Source organism: Serratia sp. GW822-FHT06E05 (assembly GCF_058799445.1).
This window is the reverse complement of the sequence record NZ_JBXALM010000001.1, coordinates 1,557,859-1,574,428: the sequence shown is the minus strand read 5'-3', so window position 1 is coordinate 1,574,428 and position 16,570 is coordinate 1,557,859. Positions and strand designations below refer to the sequence as shown.

Sequence of the window (16,570 nt, the reverse complement as noted above, 5' to 3'; positions counted from 1 at the left end):
TGGGTCGTTAGCTCAGTTGGTAGAGCAGTTGACTTTTAATCAATTGGTCGCAGGTTCGAATCCTGCACGACCCACCATTCTTGCAGCGAGTTCCTCTCCTGCTTACGCGGTTCAGCAGTAAACCACATCAGTGGGTCGTTAGCTCAGTTGGTAGAGCAGTTGACTTTTAATCAATTGGTCGCAGGTTCGAATCCTGCACGACCCACCATTCTTAAAGAAATACCCCCCCCCTTATTAAAAACTCTGAATTGGCATATAGCACGAATCGTGTCGGTGAGAAGCTGCGTTCAGATTCGTGAAAATCTCCGGTACTTCCACCTTCCGCCATTTTTGTTGGCATGCGCACTCCATTCTCTCTATCACGAAAGCACTTTCCCCCTGCAGATCTCTCTCTTTGATCAAAAATTCAATCCATTAAACTTCATCGGCGTGATATTGAAAATATCAGCGGACTTTTCGCTCAATTTTAGGTATTTTGTTTAGTATATAAAACGAAGGGGGTTGCGATGGGTAATACCCGGGCAGCAGACACCCAGCCTAGCACAGAGATTGCAGCGATGAGTGAAATGTTTGATGTTAATGCGGCGGTGTACCCGTTCCCGCCCAAACCCGTGCCGTTAGACGTCGCGCAGAAGGCGTTTTATCGTGAGAAGATTAAAACCCTGCTCAAGCAGCGCAATGCGGTGATGGTGGCCCATTACTATACCGATCCTGAGATCCAGGCGCTGGCGGAGGAAACCGGCGGCTGTGTGGCGGACTCGTTGGAAATGGCGCGCTTTGGCAGCAATCACCCGGCTTCGACCTTATTGGTCGCCGGCGTGCGCTTTATGGGCGAAACCGCCAAAATCCTCAGCCCGGAAAAACAGGTGCTGATGCCGACGCTGCACGCAGAGTGCTCGCTGGATCTTGGCTGTCCGGAAGAAGAATTCCATGCATTTTGCGACAGCCACCCCGATCGCACCGTGGTGGTCTACGCTAATACCTCGGCGGCGGTAAAAGCCCGTGCGGACTGGGTAGTTACCTCCAGTATCGCCGTTGAACTGATTGAGCACCTCGACAGCCTGGGCGAGAAAATCATCTGGGCCCCGGACCGTCACCTGGGCAACTATGTGCAAAAGCAGACAGGGGCCGACGTATTGTGCTGGCAGGGGGCCTGTATCGTCCATGACGAGTTTAAAACCCAGGCCCTGATGCGCATGAAGGCCTTATACCCTGACGCGGCGATACTGGTGCACCCTGAGTCGCCACAGGCGGTGGTTGATCTGGCCGATGCGGTAGGCTCAACCAGCCAATTGATACAGGCGGCGAAAACTTTGCCTAATCCGCAACTGATTGTCGCCACCGATCGCGGTATTTTTTATAAAATGCAACAGGCCTGCCCGGACAAGGAGCTTTTTGAAGCACCGACCGCTGGTGAAGGCGCCACCTGTCGCAGCTGTGCGCACTGCCCATGGATGGCGATGAACGGCCTGAAGGCGATTGCCGACGGGCTGGAGCAGGGCGGTGCACTGCATGAGATCCACGTGGATGCGGCGTTACGTCAAAAGGCGTTAATCCCGCTGAACCGGATGTTGGATTTTGCTGCCCAATTAAAAATGCAGGTAAAAGGGAACGCTTAACCGTTTAATAAGGATAATAAAATGAGCTTTTTCAGTACCAGCAATATCTTGGTGCATATCCCGCTGGGCGCGGGGGGTTATGATCTGTCATGGATTGAGGCGATCGGCACTCTGTTTGGTTTGTTGTGTATCTGGTATGCCAGCAAAGAGAAAATCATCAATTACCTGTTCGGCCTGATTAACGTCACGCTGTTTGCGGTGATTTTCTTCCAAATCCAGCTTTACGCCAGCCTGCTGCTGCAGCTGTTCTTTTTTGTTGCCAATATCTACGGCTGGTACGCCTGGAGTCGCCAGACGCAGGATAATCAGGCCGAGCTGAAGATTCGTTGGTTACCGCTGCCGAAGGCATTGGGCTGGGCGACGGTATGCGTGATCGGTATTGCACTGATGACCTTTAATATCGACCGCGTTTTCGCCTGGTTGACGCAGGTTGCGGTGACGGTAATGCAGGGGCTGGGCCTCAGCGTGCAAATGCCTGAGCTGCAACCGGACGCCTTCCCGTTCTGGGATTCGGCGATGATGGTGCTGTCGATCGTCGCGATGATTCTGATGACGCGCAAGTACGTGGAAAACTGGTTGCTGTGGGTGGTGATTGACGTGATTAGCGTGGCGATTTTTGCCTATCAGGGCGTTTACGCCATGGCGCTGGAATACGTGATCCTGACGCTGATTGCGCTGAACGGTTCCTGGCTGTGGATCAAAAGCGCCGGCAACAACCAATCGCGGCCTTTGTCTTCCGCACCTTAAAATATCGCTGGGGCGCCGTATAAGGCGCCCCGTTTGTTTTAATGATGATGCCCCAGATGGGAATGCGAGCCGGAATGTGAGTGGTCACTCGGCTCGGGAGCTCGATTAATTCCGCAGTCGGGCGTATCACAATGCTGGTATTCCATTTGAATGGTCACGTGGCCAATCCGGTAGTGTTCCAACAGATAACCCTGAATGCGGCGCAGCAAGCCATCATGGTCATTCGGCGGTATCACCTGCGCATGCAGCGTCATCAGCTTCTGTTCACCAATCTGCCAGACGTGGACGTGGTGGATATTGCGTACTTCCGGAATATTCAGGCACAGGTCTTTTTGCAGTTTGGCGATATCGACTTCCTGTGGCGTACCTTCCAGCAGCTCGTGGAAGCTCTCCTTCAGCAGCCGCCAGGCACTGCGTATCACCAGGCAGGATACCAGTACCGACAATATCGGGTCGATCGGCGTCCAGCCGGTGGTCAGGATCACAATCGCCGCGGCAATGGCACCCACCGACCCCAGTAAATCCCCCAATACGTGCAATGCCGCGGCCCGCACGTTGATGTTCTTCTCTTCGCTGCCGCGGTGCAACAGCCAGAAGGCGAACAGGTTAGCCAGCAACCCCGCTATGGCGATAATCAGCATTGGGGTACCCATCACCGGCTGCGGTTCGAAGAAACGCCGTATCGCCTCCCACAGTATGAATACCACGATCACCAACAGCGCGGCGGCGTTGAGGAAAGCTGCCAGCGTCGTCAAGCGCAGATAACCGAAGGTATGGCGTGCATTGGGCTTACGCTGCGAGAAGTGCACCGCCATCAATGCCACCAGCAGCGCCGCCGCATCGGTGAGCATATGGCCGGCATCGGCCAGCAGCGCCAGGGACCCTGAAATTAACCCACCGATCACTTCGGCGATCATGAATACCGCAGTGACTAAAAAAGCGGTCAGTAGGCGTTTACTATTACTGTCTTTCGGTAGGTGTACGTGCGGGCTATCCGACATTATTCATCCTTATGATGCATAGCAATATACGACTCGTTAGCGCTGACCAGATCATCCAGTTCTATCAGTATCTGTTCCACTAACGTACTTAGTTCAGTATAGGCGTCCTGAAGCAATGTTCCTTCACGACCGCTTTCCACCAATTGTTGGCACAGGCTGGCCGCTGCCGGCAGTTGCAACATCAACAGGCTACCCTTAATGCGATGCGCGGCTTGCCCAAGCTGTAGCCAGTCCTCGCTTTGTGCTGCTAGCGCGAGCCGCTGTCGGTCTTGCTGCAGGGTTGTCAGCAGCGTTGTCGCCAAACGTTGGATCATCGGTCGGTCATTACCGGCCATATCGGCCAGGGACTGCTGAAGGTCAGTAAGGACTAACTGCTGCTCCAGCGCCTGGGGTTGCTGTGGCAACGCTTGAGCGAGTGCGTCCAGCGAGATGGGCTTGGTTAAAAAGCGATCTATAGCCACCAGCTCCGGCGGGATACGGGTAAATTCCTGCACGTCCGCCGAGCAGAGGATAATTTGGCAAGCCGGGAGATGATGGCGTTGCTCGTCGCGGCGTATCAGTCTTGCTAACGTCAGGCCATCCGGGCGCGGCATATTGTAATCAATGAACAGCAGATCAAACGGCTGCCGACGATGGGCTTTCAGCAGCGGATAACCCTGCTCGAACAGCGTCGGCTGCAGACCGAAGTGGCGCAACTGTCGTTCCATCAGCAGGAGATTGGTGGGGTGATCGTCAATCAGCGCCACGCGCAAACTCGGCGGCGGCAGGTTGAGCGGCTTATCGGTTTGCTGTGTCGCCGAGTCAAGAGCAACCTCGGTGACCGGTACCGACAGGGAAACCTCAGTGCCGACGCCGAGACGCGAGTGCAACTCAATCCGTCCGCCCATTTGTTCGATAATTTCCTTGCAAATAGACAGCCCTAATCCTGTTCCCTGTACGGATACACGCTGTGCACCACGCGCGCGGTAAAACGGCTGGAACAGTTTGCCAATCTCATCGGCGGCGATGCCACACCCGCTGTCGGTCACCGTCAGCGACAGTTCTCCCTGCTGTGCAGACTGCTCACGCCAGCCGATGCTGACCTGAATACTGCCGCGCGGGGTGAACTTAATCGCATTATTTATCAGATTGTTAGCGACCTGAAGTAAACGCTCACCATCAATAAGAACGGCTGCGGGCAGGTTGTCGGCCGCACTCACGTTTAGCGTCACCGGGCGTTCGCCAATCAGCGGTCGGTACAGGGCGCTAATGTGGGCCACCCAAGGGTGCAGGGCTACGGCCTTGGGCGCTAAGGTTAACGAGCCGGTGGCCAGCCGGGCATGATCTTGCAAGTCATTGAGCAGGTTGAGCAACGATGATGCCGAGCTGTAGATCACCGGCAGCCCCTCGGGCGTTGGCTGACGTTTCAGCTCCAGTTCCAACAAACCAAGAATGGCGTGCATCGGAGTGCGCAATTCATGGCTGACGGTAGCCAGGAATTTACTCTTCATTCGGTTTTCGGCTTCCGCATGCCGACGAGCCTGTTCAAGCACTTCCCGTTCGCGCTTATCCCGTCTCTGCAGGATAAACCGGCGCAGGGTCAGCCCCAACAGCAACAGGATCGCCGCAGCCAGCAGCGCCAGCAGCCAGGTGGTTTGCGGCTGCATACGGTTTTCATTCACGGCGTCAATCAGGTTGCTACGATCGACAATCCACTCATCGCGCAGTGATTGCAGCGTTTCCGACGGGATCTGCATCAGGTTTTTATCGAGGATAGCCAACAGTAATGGCTGATCCTGCCGCACGCCGAACGCTACCGGGTAGGCAATATTATTGGCGGCGAACGCCAACTTTATCGCCCCGGAGTAACGAGACAAAGCGACAAAGTTTGCCGAAATCACATTATCCACCAGCGCATCCAACTGGCCATTAGCCAGAGCGTCATACATGGCCTTACTGTCGGCAAAACGGATCTGTTCTTCGTTGGCAGGCACCAGGCCTTGTGCCAGATCGCCTTGCAGTACGCCGATGCGTTTACCGGCCAGATCGCTCCAGGTGGAAATCCCGTTGTCGTGTTGGCCAACATACACCCCCCACAGCGAACGGTGGATGGGCATACTTGCGCTGTAGCGCGCTTTAACCCCACGCGCCAATGGCAACGCGGTGCGAAAGCTGGCCTGGCCGGATTGCACCAATTGATCGGCCTGTTCGGCATTGCGCGCCCACAGCGGAACAAAGCGCAACCCGGTGTTTTGCGCAATGATATTCAAAATGTCGATGGCATAACCGCGCGCTTGCCCACCGGAACCGCGGTAAGCGAAGGGGAAGTTATTCTCGATGGCGGCGTAATAGACGGTGGGGTGAGTCTTCACCCAGCTTTTCTCCATCTGCGTCAGATCGGCGTTGCCGGTATCGAGATAGCTGGGGATCTTTTTACTCCAGCGGCTTTGGATGGCATTCATCAACTCCATCGGGGTGTCGGCGATGGCCACGTTGAGGGTCTCGATCAGCGCCGGGTTGGCGGCGGCAAATACGAACGACAGGTTGCCGAGGTTGAGGGTACTTTCGATCTGATAAAGCTGGCCGAGCTGCAGCTGGTCGATAATAAAGCTGGCGCTGGCTTCATCGGCAATAAAGTAGTCGCTGCTGCCATTGAGCAGGGCATACACCGCCTGAAGGTTGTTGTCATAGCGTTGTACGTGGGACGACACCGTCTTTAGCGCATTGCCGGCCTGCATATCGGTCAGGGTGCTGATCGCCACCCGGGCATTGGCGGAGTTGAGCATCACTTTGCGATCGTTGCTGCGATCCCGCAGTACGCGCAGGTTACTGACGTAATAAGGCTGAGAAATTTTCAGGCCGTGTAGCGCTTCGTTTTGTGGAATGCCGTACACCAGATCGACAGTCCCGTCATGCAGCGCTTGCTCAAGTTTCGCCAGATCGGAGAAGCCGTAGATCTGAAAGTGGATGCCGGTGACCTGCTGAACATAGCCCAGGTAGTCGGCATTCAGACCGTACAGGTCGTCATCCACAATAATGTTATAAGGGCTGGTATTTTCACTGATGATACCGATGCGCAGCGTCGCGTCGCGCCAGGGATTTTTCTCGCTGGCGATCAGCAGGTCGGGCGGGATATTCAGGTTGCTGACCAATTGATAACGTACCGGCTGCGCCGCGTGCGCCAGGCTGCCGACGCACAGCAACATCGTTACCAGTAGCAAAAGCGCACGCATCATGGCGCCAGCTCTTTAAACACCGCCACCAGCTCCAACAGATTACTGGCGCCGGTCTTACGCAGAATATTTTTCTTGTGGGTACTGACGGTTTTGTTGCTGATGTTCAGCATCTCGGCGATTTGCAGATTGGACAAGCCTTTGCTGAGCAGCCCGAGCACCTGCAGTTCTTTTGGCGTCAGCAGTGTACCTTCTGCGGGTAGCGCCTCCTCGGTCATGGCGGTGGCGGGAAAGCTCAAGCTTCCATCCAGTACGGTTTCAATCGCCAGCACCAGTTCTTCGAGACGGCTGCCCTTGTGCACAAATCCGTTGGCGCCGGCCGAATAGGCCATACGGGCGTAGATATCTTCTTCCTGTGCGGTATAGATCAGGATCGGTTGCTGCGGATAGTGGCGGCGGATTTTTTTCAATAATTGCAAACCGTCCACCTGTGGCAGACCGATATCGAGGATCACCAGCGCAAAGTCGGCCGTGGCCAATTGGGCCATTGCCTGAACGTCGTCTTGCACCGCCTGCAGGTGAAAGCGGCGGGATGACTTGATTAGCGCCGCTTCCAGTGCGACATGAACCACCGGGTGGTCATCAACTAATAACAAAGAGGGCATGGCTTGGCTCGAGTAACAGTATCCTGGCCGTTAGCATAACGAAAAAGGAGCCACTGCGCTTCCCTGATGAAACAGCACAATCCACTGTTAATTTAGAGGTTCATTCGGCAGGTGGCAAAGGTGATTTACAGCGTTATCCGCACAGGCTAAATTGGTTGGATCTATGCTCTGCGAAATACCGCCTCTCGATACCGAATGGAAAAGTTATGAATTACCAAAACGACGATTTACGCATTAAAGAAATTAAGGAACTCCTGCCACCGGTGGCCCTGTTAGAGAAGTTTCCGGCTACTGAACGTGCAGCAGAGACGGTGTCAAAGGCACGCAGTGCCATTCATCAGATCCTTCGCGGCAGTGACGATCGCCTGCTGGTGGTGATTGGTCCTTGTTCAATCCACGATACCAAAGCGGCGAAAGAGTATGCCGGTCGCCTGTTGTCGCTGCGTCAGGAACTGAGCGGCGAGCTGGAGGTGGTGATGCGGGTTTATTTTGAAAAGCCGCGCACCACCGTGGGCTGGAAAGGGTTGATCAACGATCCGCAAATGGATAACAGCTTCCAGATCAACGACGGTCTGCGTCTGGCCCGTAAGCTGCTGCTGGATATTAACGATACCGGTTTGCCGGCGGCGGGCGAATTCCTCGACATGATCACCCCGCAGTATCTGGCAGATCTGATGAGCTGGGGCGCGATCGGCGCACGTACCACTGAATCTCAGGTGCACCGCGAGCTCTCTTCCGGCCTGTCTTGCCCGGTTGGCTTCAAGAACGGTACCGACGGCACCATCAAGGTTGCTATTGACGCCATCAATGCTGCCAGCGCACCGCACTGTTTCCTGTCGGTGACCAAATGGGGCCATTCAGCCATTGTGAACACCAGCGGTAACGGTGATTGCCACATTATTCTGCGCGGCGGCAAAGAGCCGAACTACAGCGCGGCACATGTGAAAGAAGTCAAAGAAGGCCTGGTCAAAGCGGGTCTGCCGGCGCAGGTGATGATCGATTTCAGCCATGCCAACAGCAGCAAGCAATTCAAAAAGCAGCTGGAAGTGAATGCTGACGTTTGCAAGCAGATTGCCGGCGGCGAAAAGGCGATTATGGGCGTGATGATTGAAAGCCATCTGGTGGAAGGCAACCAAAACCTGGAAAGCGGCGATCCGCTGGTTTATGGCAAGAGCGTCACCGACGCCTGCATCGGTTGGGAAGACACCGAAACCGTGCTGCGCGAGTTGGCAACAGCGGTGAAAGCGCGCCGCGGTTGATAAACCGATATTTATAGGGCCGCCTAAAAAGGTGGCCCTTTTTTTATCTATTTAACTAAAAATATATAAATATTTTGTATTTTAAAATTTAAATCATTTTAAAAAATGATATTTATGTTTTTTATTTATTACTTATGACGATTTTAAGAATAAAATGTTTGCTGTCATCTGAAAACTATGATTACATAGCCCGCTTTCTATATTTCGTTAAGCTGTTCCCTTTATTTGCGAGGGGACATGGAACGTTATTTATTACCTTCAGGATGAAAGGGTCATGGCTGAAAACAAGTCGCAGCTGCAAGGGCTGCATCGTATGAAATTCACTGGTAAAAGTAGCGAATACTTTTTTATTTGGTTAACTAATATTTTCTTAATAACGATAACATTAGGCGTGTATTCTGCCTGGGCAACGGTGCGCGAACATCGCTATTTTTATAATCATATGGAGCTGGATGGCGAAAAATTTGATTATCACGCACAGCCATTGCAAATTCTCATCGGCAGATTATTGGTGGTTGCCGGTATCGTCATTTTATTCTTTCTTTTAAAAATGGCACCAAAGCAGGGATTAGCAGTATTGCTGTTATTGATGGCGTTGATTCCTTGGGGAATTATTCATAATTGGCGTTACAATGCCGTCATGTCAAGCTATCGCGGCGTCCGATTTAATTACACTTGTCGTGTTTTGCGTACATATTGGGTTTTAATGCTGTGCCCAGCCCTACTGGGTGCTGGCGTTTATACCGCACTGGCGGTGTTAGCCGGTATCAGTAGTATCTTTGGATATGCCATTATGCTACTGACAGTTGTTATTTTGATAGTGCCAGCGTTGGCGCTGATCAACGGTATACTTTGTGCGATGCAATATGATCTGTACGTAAAAAACATGTACTTTGGTCATAGCCCGTTCGTCGTTAAATTGAAGAAGTTATCCTTTATAAAAATTTATCTTGTTAGTTGGTCAATTATCATATTATTTTTGATTAGTTCGCTCGTGCTTGGCAGAACATTTTATATTTCCCTGTATCAGACGGTGTTATTGGGGAGGGTATTTGATGTGTTGTCCTTGCTGCAGGATAATGGCGGTATTCTACTTTTGAATATGTTTGTATTACTGTTCAGCTTCCTGATTGCCAATAGTTACTATACCGTGGCTCAGCGAAATTATCTTTATAATCAAATGACGTTGAATACGAATATCAGGTTTCACTCTTCTGTGAAAATGTTCCCATATATGTGGTTGATACTGAGTAATAGCCTTATGACTGTACTCACCTTAGGCTTTGCTTTTCCAGTGGCGAAAGTCAGATTTGCCCGATATATGGCGGACTGTACAGCAGTCGAAGGGGATCTCTCAACGCTGGATACGGCAACTCAACAGATGACAGAGAACAGTGCAGAGGTTGAAGCTGTCGCAATGGTATAACAGATAAATCGTTACGCTAAACGATAAAAGCCCCTGGCCAAAACCGGGGGCTTTTTAGATCACGCGGAGAAAATTACTTCGCTTTACCCTGGTTTGCCACGGCGGCCGCTTTAGCAGCGATCTCGTCGGCATTGCCCAGGTAGTAACGTTTGATTGGCTTGAAGTTCTCGTCAAATTCATACACCAACGGCACGCCGGTTGGGATGTTCAGCTCGAGGATCTCGTCTTCGCTCAGGTTATCCAGGTATTTCACCAGCGCACGCAGGGAGTTGCCGTGTGCAGCAACGATAACGCGCTCGCCGCTTTTGATGCGTGGCAGAATTTCTTCGTCCCAGTAAGGGATCACGCGATCGATGGTCAGCGCCAGACTCTCGGTCAGCGGCAGCTCTTTCTCGGTCAGCGCTGAATAACGCGGATCGTGGCCCGGGTAACGTTCGTCATCTTTGGTCAGCTCTGGTGGAGTAACGGCGAAGCCGCGACGCCATTGCTTAACCTGCTCGTCACCGTATTTTTCTGCGGTTTCAGCCTTGTTCAGACCCTGCAGCGCGCCGTAGTGGCGTTCGTTCAGTTTCCAGGATTTCTCAGTCGGCAGCCAGGCCTGATCCAGTTCGTCCAGAATGTTCCACAGGGTGTGGATAGCGCGCTTCAGTACGGAGGTGTAAGCAAAGTCAAAAGAGAAACCTTCGTCTTTCAACAGTTTGCCTGCGGCTTTCGCTTCGGTGCGGCCTTTGTCGGACAAATCAACATCATACCAACCGGTGAAGCGGTTTTCGTTGTTCCACTGGCTTTCGCCGTGACGCACCAGAACCAGCTTAGTTACAGCCATAGCTTAACTCCTTAATAATCTGACATTTCAATGATAACGAAAATCATTATATTGCCGCGGCCGGGGGCTCGGCAATCGATAGTGTTTAACCATAGCCAATTTCTTGCCGCAAAGTAAGTGCTGTTCTGAGGAAAAGCTGAATCGATCAGGCTGGTGCAGACAGGGAGTGCGGCACGGCGAAGGGAGATTCGGCCGTGCCGTGGGGAAGGGCAATCAGGCTGCTTTTTTCAGGCAATTGCTCATAAAGGTTTTGCGCTCGTCACCCTTCAGGCTTTTGGTCTTGGCGTCGGCGTTACAGGTTTTCATTTTCTGCTGCTGCGGAGTCAGCGTTTTGGTCGCAGCGGTGCCTTCGGATTTCAGGCAGGTGCTCATAAAGGTAGAGCGATCCGCGCCTTTCAGCGTTTTGCTGGTGGCCTGTTGATTACAATCGGTCATGCGTTTCTGCTGCGCGGCCTGTGCCGGTGATGGCGTTTTTGCTGCGGTCTCGGCAGCCATCAGATTGGTGCTCAGCAGTAAACCCGCCAGTAATGGAAGTGCAGTAATCAGACGCATAGGTGTTCCTTCAGCTATTGGCCGGCCGGGGTGGCCGAAAATTGTGACGTTGCACAAGATGTTGTGCTTATCACCGTAGCCTGATTCTAGTGCGCGCTTTGGAATAAGGAAAGGCAGCCCTCGGCGCGGCAGCGGGGTAAAAAGGTAAGCATTTATAACAAACGGCCCCTCGCCGCGTGGCAAGGGGCGTAGCGGGTCAGATAGGATAAAACTGATAATGGGTGGCGCTCAGGTATTGTTGTCCCGGCTGCAGCCAACAGTCGGGCTGCGGCCATTCCTGGTGGTTCGGGCTGTCCGGCAAAAACTCGCTTTCCAGCGCCACGCCGGCGTAATTGGCATAGCTGCCGCCTTCACGTGCCGGCGTTCCGCCCAGATAGTTGCCGCTGTAGAGCTGCAACGCCGGCGCACTGGTGAAGACGCTCATTTGTACCTGGCCATCAGCCGACCAAAGATGGGCCGCCGGGCAGTCCAATGCGCCACAGGTACGATGCAGCAAAAAGGCATGATCGTAGCCTTTTACCCGCTGTTGACAGCGATCGCTCAAAAAATCCTGCAGCAGCGTTTTTGGCTGGCGGAAGTCCATGCCGCTGTCTGCCACTGGGGTTAGATCGGCACAGGGGATGCCTTCGCTGTCGACTGGCAGATAGCGGTCGGCAAACAGCTGTAGCCGCTGATGGCGGGCGTCGGTTCCGGCACCGTCGAGGTTGAAGTAGGCGTGGTTGGTTAAATTGACCGGACAGGCGCTGTCGGTCCGCGCCTGATAGCTGATTTCCAGTCGATTGTCGGCAGTGAGTCGATAGTTGACCTGAACGTCGAGATTGCCGGGAAAACCCTGGTCACCGTCTGGCGAATGCAAGGCGTAGCTCACCTGCTGCTGATCCTGCTGGATTATGCGCCAGCGGCGGGCATTAAATCCCTCTGGCCCACCGTGCAGCTGGTGTTCTCCCTGATTGGCGACCAGCGGATGCGGTTTGCCATCAATCTGCAGGCTGGCGTGCGCGATGCGGTTGGCGTAGCGCCCGACAGTAGCGCCCAGGTAGGCCGCTTGATTCAGGTAGTCCGCTGGGGTACGACACCCCAGCAGCAACTCGCGCGTTTTGCCCGATTTCAGCGGCAATACTGCGGAGAGCCAGGTGGCGCCCCAATCCATCAGCGTTACCGTCATTCCGCCAGCGTTTTTCAACCGGGTCAATTGGTAGGGCTGGCCGTCAGGGGCCAACGTTTGACTGTCGCTCAGCATCTGCCGGCCCCCTCTGACGCCTTACAGACGTAAAAGGTTTCTTTCAGCCCATGGGTCTGCAGCGGGTATTCGCGTGCTACTGCCTCGCGGACCGGCTCGACCAGCGCCTGTGGCATTAGCGCCACGATACAGCCGCCAAAACCGCCGCCGGTCATGCGCACGCCGCCGCGGTCGCCGATAACGGCTTTGACGATCTCCACCAGCCGGTCGATCGGCGGCACGGTAATCTCAAAATCATCACGCATCGAGGCGTGCGACTCCGCCATCAGTTCGCCCATCAGCTTCATATCACCAGCGGCCAGCGCATCGGCAGCAGCCAGTGTACGATCGTTTTCGCTGATCACATGACGCGCTCGTTTGGCGACGATCGGGTCCAGCTCATGCTGGATCGGGAAAAACAGATCCGGGCTGACATCGCGCAGCGCTTTGACACCGAAGAAGCGCGCGGCTTCCTCACACTGCTTGCGACGAGTGTTGTATTCGCTGTCTACCAGACCGCGTTTCACATTGGAATTGATGATCACCACCGCGATATCTTCCGGCACCGATACTGCGCGGGTTTCCAGCGTTCGGCAGTCGATCAGCAAAGCATGATCCCGTTCGCCGAGCGCGGAAATCAGTTGATCCATAATCCCGCAGTTACAGCCGACAAACTGGTTCTCTGCTTCTTGACCATTGAGGGCCAGCGCTACGCCATCCAGCGGCAGGGCATACAGTGCCTGCATGGCCTGACCAACGGCGACTTCCAAAGAGGCGGAAGAACTGAGGCCGGCACCTTGCGGCACATTACCGGAAATCACCAGGTCCGCACCGCCAAAATCGCTGTTGCGTTGCTGCAGGTGTTTGATCACGCCGCGTACGTAATCGGACCAGCGTTGGGTTGGATGGCTGACGATCGGTTCGTCGAGCGAAAACAGATCCTGCTGGGCGTCGTAATCGGCGGCGATCACCCGGATCTGACGGTCGTCGCGTTTGGCGCAGGCGATCACTGTCTGGTAATCGATGGCGCACGGCAGCACAAAACCGTCGTTATAGTCGGTATGCTCGCCGATCAAGTTCACCCGGCCCGGGGCCTGGATAGTCAGCGCGGGCGCGTAGCCAAAACGTTCGGTAAAAAGGGTGTGGGTAAGGTTCTTTAAACTCATTGTTGGGCTCCGGCTTCACGGTAATGAACATCGCTAACGGCACGCAGACGTTCTGCGGCTTGTTCTGCAGTCAAATCGCGCTGGGTTTCTGCCAGCATCTCGTAACCCACCATAAATTTACGCACCGTGGCAGAACGCAGCAGCGGCGGATAGAAGTGGGCGTGTAGTTGCCAATGGCGGTTATCTGCGTCGTTAAACGGGGCGCCGTGCCAGCCCATGGAGTAGGGGAAGGAGCACTGGAACAGGTTGTCGTAACGGCTGGTCAGTTTTTTCAGCGCCACGGCCAGGTCACGGCTCTGTTCGGCGCTGAGATCGGTAATGCGCTGCACGGAACTCTTCGGCAACAGCAGCGTTTCAAACGGCCAGGCCGCCCAGTAGGGCACCACGGCCAGCCAGTGTTCGGTTTCCACCACCGTACGGCTGCCGTCAGCCTGTTCGCGCTGGACGTAATCCGTCAACATCGCGGAGTGGTGCCGTTGGAAATACTCGCGTTGCAGCCGGTCCTCATGCTCGACTTCGTTCGGCAAGAAGCTGTTGGCCCAAACCTGTCCATGCGGATGCGGATTAGAGCAGCCCATCGCGGCGCCTTTGTTTTCAAAAACCTGCACCCACGGATAGCTGCGTCCCAGATCGGCGGTCTGTTCCTGCCAGGTGGCAATCACTCGTTCCAGCGCTTGCAGCGGCAGTTCCGGCAGTGTCTTGCTGTGGTCGGGCGAGAAACAAATCACCCGGCTGGTGCCACGGGCGCTCTGGCAGCGCATCAACGGATCCTGACTTTCCGGTGCCAGCGGGGTATCCGTCATCAGCGCGGCAAAGTCGTTGGTGAATACGTAGGTGTCCTGATAGTTCGGGTTTTTATCCCCGGTAACACGGGTGTTGCCTGGGCAGAGGAAACAGTCGGGATCGTGCTGCGGCAACGTTTCCTGCTGTGTGGACTCCTGCTGGCCTTGCCACGGCCGTTTGGCACGGTGTGGCGAGACCAATACCCATTGGCCGGTCAGCGGGTTGTAGCGGCGATGGGGATGATCTACGGGGTTAAAATCCGTCATGGTGGTTCCTTTTTCTCGGGCGATGCGGCGCGGTGTAATCGCTTTCATCTGCCGCTAACCTACCCTTGACTCATACAAATGGATAACTATGAGCAAAAAGATAGCACGTCCCACAGGGGAAAAAGGTGATCCAGAGCGAAAAATGGAATCGTTTACACTGCGTGATGCAAGTGAGAAAACCGCTGGCAGTGTAGGAGGGGGAAAGCTGAAAAAGTTGGCATCGGGCTGGGAGTGATAGCGTTTTCACACTGGTAACCGGCAGGCGTTCACCTGCCGGTTATGGCGATCAGGAATGCTGGTACAGCGGGTAAGTGAACAGCAGCAGATGGGTCAGATTAAGTCCGAAATGGAATAAAATCGGCACCCACAAGCGGCCACTCCACATCCATGCCAGGCCGTAAATCAACCCGGCAAGCGTGGCGAAAATGACCATCAGCATGCCACCGGCCAGATGCGCGGCGCCAAAAATCAGCGCGGCAATAATCAATGCCGGCCAGGCCCCTAACCATTGGCTCAGCCGTTGCTGCAGATAACCGCGGAACAGCGCTTCTTCAGCCATGCAGACAAAGAACAGGTTGGCCATGATAAACGGCAGGATCCAGGCTGGGGCATGCAGCTCAATCTTCAGGCCGCCGAGCGCCACCGCCAGCAACAGCAAGGCCGGAACGCTGATAATCAGCGCCATCCATGCCGATGTACCTACGCTTTTTTCAGGTTTATCGCGTTTAAACAGCGTTGGCAGACAGGCGAATAACAGGAAGGGCACTATCGCCTTGTCAAAGTTGTAATACATGGTGAAGGGTGCGCTTAACGGGCCTGCTTTATCGCCGTCGATCATCAATTGGTTATTGATCCCCGGCACCAGGTGCAGGAATAGCGCCACACAGCTTAAAACCACTAACACTTCAAGTGGGACAGCCAGATTACGCCGTGTCCGAAAATGGTGTCGCAGCCCTGCGAGGGCGGCAATGCCTAATAAGCAAGTCAGGCTGAGTGGGGTGAGTACCGCGTGGTACATGCCCATCCCCGCCGATGCGGCCAGAATCAACCAGGCAATAAGCCGGTTAAATGGCAAAAAGAATAACGAAGAAGCCAGTACGCCCCACATAACTATGTCCCTTTAAAATATGCACACGGTACCCATTACCGAAGGCAATCATTGCTTTATCGGTGTGCGAATGATCGGTGAGTTGGGCACTATGCCGGATAGTAGCACAGCGAAATGACGATAAAGGTCGGTGCAGTGGGTGAAATAGTGCTGTTAACCCTTCATCCAGGCTTGCGAACGGGTGATTTCCGCCAGGTTCTGCAGGATATCCAGACTCTGCTGGTGGATTTCCTGCGTCGGTGCGGCGCATAAGTCCTGCAAGACCGTCACCTGAAAACCGGCGTCGTGCGCCTGTCTTGCGGTGCTTTCGATCGCCAGTGGGGTACTGACCCCGCCTAGCAGCAAATGATGGCAGCGATGCTGCTGCAGCCAGGCTAACAAATTGTTACCGGCAAAGGCGCCAACGCCGTGCTTTTCGAACTGAATATCCGTTGGCAGCACCTGCAAATCCTTATCCCATTGGCAGCCGGGGCTGCTCAGACGCAGTGCACCAATCTGTTTCAGGTGGCTGAACAGCGGAGAGTGAGCGGGAATGTCGTGATAATCGTCGGCAAAACCGACGCGCACCCAAATCACCGGAATTTTACGTACCCGGGCGTAAGCCGCGGCGGCGTTGGTGTTGGCAATCAGGTTTAGTGCCAACACCTGCTCACGGCAATGGTTCGCACGCCCTTTGGGGCCAATCAGATCGTCGATAAGATCGATAATAATCAGTGCGGCGGACATGGTGTCTCCAGAAGCGGATCCTTTACTCCTTATGATAAAAGGCCAAATGTGATGT

General features: G+C 54.3%; 14 protein-coding genes and 2 tRNA genes. 6 read left to right on the top strand and 10 right to left on the bottom strand.

The features are described from left to right. Window position 1: 1 nt before the first annotated feature. From AC1RKC_RS07460 to pnuC, 4 genes are all read left to right on the top strand, one after another. A tRNA-Lys gene (locus AC1RKC_RS07460) sits at window positions 2-77 on the top strand. 55 nt (window positions 78-132) lie between these two features. Next, window positions 133-208: transfer RNA gene (locus AC1RKC_RS07455), tRNA-Lys, on the top strand. A 349-nt stretch (window positions 209-557) separates the two neighbouring features. Then, on the top strand, window positions 558-1,619 hold the full coding sequence (gene nadA, locus AC1RKC_RS07450; RefSeq protein ID WP_041415250.1) for a quinolinate synthase NadA: 1,062 nt from the start codon (window positions 558-560) through the stop codon (window positions 1,617-1,619). A 21-nt stretch (window positions 1,620-1,640) separates the two neighbouring features. Next, window positions 1,641-2,366: a nicotinamide riboside transporter PnuC gene (gene pnuC, locus AC1RKC_RS07445; protein ID WP_176983673.1), complete on the top strand. Its 726-nt coding sequence runs from the start codon at window positions 1,641-1,643 to the stop codon at window positions 2,364-2,366. A gap of 38 nt (window positions 2,367-2,404) precedes the next feature. Here pnuC and zitB read toward each other — a convergent pair whose 3' ends face one another. From zitB to AC1RKC_RS07430, 3 genes are read right to left on the bottom strand one after another with little or no spacing between them, the layout of a single operon-like run. Next, a complete protein-coding gene (zitB, locus tag AC1RKC_RS07440; protein ID WP_046374259.1) occupies window positions 2,405-3,367 on the bottom strand; it encodes a CDF family zinc transporter ZitB in 963 nt (320 codons plus the stop codon). After that, a complete protein-coding gene (locus tag AC1RKC_RS07435) occupies window positions 3,367-6,582 on the bottom strand; it encodes an ATP-binding protein (RefSeq protein WP_048761158.1) in 3,216 nt (1,071 codons plus the stop codon). Before AC1RKC_RS07435 ends, zitB begins: the two co-directional genes overlap by 1 nt. Then, the gene (locus tag AC1RKC_RS07430; RefSeq protein ID WP_020825691.1) at window positions 6,579-7,184 is read right to left on the bottom strand and encodes a response regulator; all 606 of its coding nucleotides are present in this window, start codon (window positions 7,182-7,184) and stop codon (window positions 6,579-6,581) included. The genes AC1RKC_RS07435 and AC1RKC_RS07430 overlap by 4 nt, the downstream gene beginning before the upstream one ends. Before the next feature lie 206 nt (window positions 7,185-7,390). Here AC1RKC_RS07430 and aroG point away from each other — a divergent pair, with 206 nt between their 5' ends. Next, window positions 7,391-8,443, top strand: a complete 1,053-nt coding sequence (gene aroG, locus AC1RKC_RS07425; protein WP_020825692.1) for a 3-deoxy-7-phosphoheptulonate synthase AroG — start codon at window positions 7,391-7,393, stop codon at window positions 8,441-8,443. Window positions 8,444-8,717: 274 nt separating this feature from the next. Further along, window positions 8,718-9,869 (top strand): YjgN family protein, encoded by a 1,152-nt coding sequence (locus AC1RKC_RS07420; RefSeq protein ID WP_337047140.1) that lies wholly within the window; start codon window positions 8,718-8,720, stop codon window positions 9,867-9,869. A 73-nt stretch (window positions 9,870-9,942) separates the two neighbouring features. On the opposite strand, the gene gpmA is transcribed toward AC1RKC_RS07420, so the two are convergent. From gpmA to AC1RKC_RS07385, 7 genes are all read right to left on the bottom strand, one after another. Further along, window positions 9,943-10,695, bottom strand: coding sequence for a 2,3-diphosphoglycerate-dependent phosphoglycerate mutase (gene gpmA / locus AC1RKC_RS07415; protein ID WP_004941818.1), 753 nt, complete (start codon window positions 10,693-10,695; stop codon window positions 9,943-9,945). Between the two features lie 213 nt (window positions 10,696-10,908). Continuing rightward, window positions 10,909-11,247 carry a PsiF family protein gene (locus tag AC1RKC_RS07410; protein ID WP_020825694.1) on the bottom strand — a complete coding sequence of 113 codons (339 nt, stop codon included), beginning with the start codon at window positions 11,245-11,247 and terminating at the stop codon, window positions 10,909-10,911. 196 nt (window positions 11,248-11,443) lie between these two features. Then, a complete protein-coding gene (gene galM / locus AC1RKC_RS07405) occupies window positions 11,444-12,487 on the bottom strand; it encodes a galactose-1-epimerase (protein ID WP_493091733.1) in 1,044 nt (347 codons plus the stop codon). Continuing rightward, window positions 12,481-13,632, bottom strand: coding sequence for a galactokinase (galK, locus tag AC1RKC_RS07400; RefSeq protein ID WP_493091734.1), 1,152 nt, complete (start codon window positions 13,630-13,632; stop codon window positions 12,481-12,483). The genes galM and galK overlap by 7 nt, the downstream gene beginning before the upstream one ends. Beyond that, window positions 13,629-14,681: a galactose-1-phosphate uridylyltransferase gene (galT, locus tag AC1RKC_RS07395; protein WP_020825697.1), complete on the bottom strand. Its 1,053-nt coding sequence runs from the start codon at window positions 14,679-14,681 to the stop codon at window positions 13,629-13,631. The genes galK and galT overlap by 4 nt, the downstream gene beginning before the upstream one ends. Before the next feature lie 286 nt (window positions 14,682-14,967). After that, window positions 14,968-15,789: a CPBP family intramembrane glutamic endopeptidase gene (locus AC1RKC_RS07390; protein WP_493091736.1), complete on the bottom strand. Its 822-nt coding sequence runs from the start codon at window positions 15,787-15,789 to the stop codon at window positions 14,968-14,970. A gap of 153 nt (window positions 15,790-15,942) precedes the next feature. Then, on the bottom strand, window positions 15,943-16,515 hold the full coding sequence (locus tag AC1RKC_RS07385; RefSeq protein WP_020825699.1) for a cysteine hydrolase family protein: 573 nt from the start codon (window positions 16,513-16,515) through the stop codon (window positions 15,943-15,945). Window positions 16,516-16,570 lie beyond the last annotated feature (55 nt).

What these genes read in the sequence shown, in the direction of transcription:
- nadA (WP_041415250.1), top strand. Translation starts at nt 558, where the DNA reads ATGAGTGAAATGTTTGATGTTAATGCGGCGGTGTACCCGTTCCCGCCC.
- gpmA (WP_004941818.1), bottom strand. Translation starts at nt 10,695, where the DNA reads ATGGCTGTAACTAAGCTGGTTCTGGTGCGTCACGGCGAAAGCCAGTGG.
- AC1RKC_RS07435 (WP_048761158.1), bottom strand. Translation starts at nt 6,582, where the DNA reads ATGATGCGTGCGCTTTTGCTACTGGTAACGATGTTGCTGTGCGTCGGC.
- galM (WP_493091733.1), bottom strand. Translation starts at nt 12,487, where the DNA reads ATGCTGAGCGACAGTCAAACGTTGGCCCCTGACGGCCAGCCCTACCAA.
- pnuC (WP_176983673.1), top strand. Translation starts at nt 1,641, where the DNA reads ATGAGCTTTTTCAGTACCAGCAATATCTTGGTGCATATCCCGCTGGGC.
- AC1RKC_RS07420 (WP_337047140.1), top strand. Translation starts at nt 8,718, where the DNA reads ATGGCTGAAAACAAGTCGCAGCTGCAAGGGCTGCATCGTATGAAATTC.
- AC1RKC_RS07430 (WP_020825691.1), bottom strand. Translation starts at nt 7,184, where the DNA reads ATGCCCTCTTTGTTATTAGTTGATGACCACCCGGTGGTTCATGTCGCA.
- galK (WP_493091734.1), bottom strand. Translation starts at nt 13,632, where the DNA reads ATGAGTTTAAAGAACCTTACCCACACCCTTTTTACCGAACGTTTTGGC.
- AC1RKC_RS07410 (WP_020825694.1), bottom strand. Translation starts at nt 11,247, where the DNA reads ATGCGTCTGATTACTGCACTTCCATTACTGGCGGGTTTACTGCTGAGC.
- zitB (WP_046374259.1), bottom strand. Translation starts at nt 3,367, where the DNA reads ATGTCGGATAGCCCGCACGTACACCTACCGAAAGACAGTAATAGTAAA.
- galT (WP_020825697.1), bottom strand. Translation starts at nt 14,681, where the DNA reads ATGACGGATTTTAACCCCGTAGATCATCCCCATCGCCGCTACAACCCG.
- AC1RKC_RS07385 (WP_020825699.1), bottom strand. Translation starts at nt 16,515, where the DNA reads ATGTCCGCCGCACTGATTATTATCGATCTTATCGACGATCTGATTGGC.
- aroG (WP_020825692.1), top strand. Translation starts at nt 7,391, where the DNA reads ATGAATTACCAAAACGACGATTTACGCATTAAAGAAATTAAGGAACTC.
- AC1RKC_RS07390 (WP_493091736.1), bottom strand. Translation starts at nt 15,789, where the DNA reads ATGTGGGGCGTACTGGCTTCTTCGTTATTCTTTTTGCCATTTAACCGG.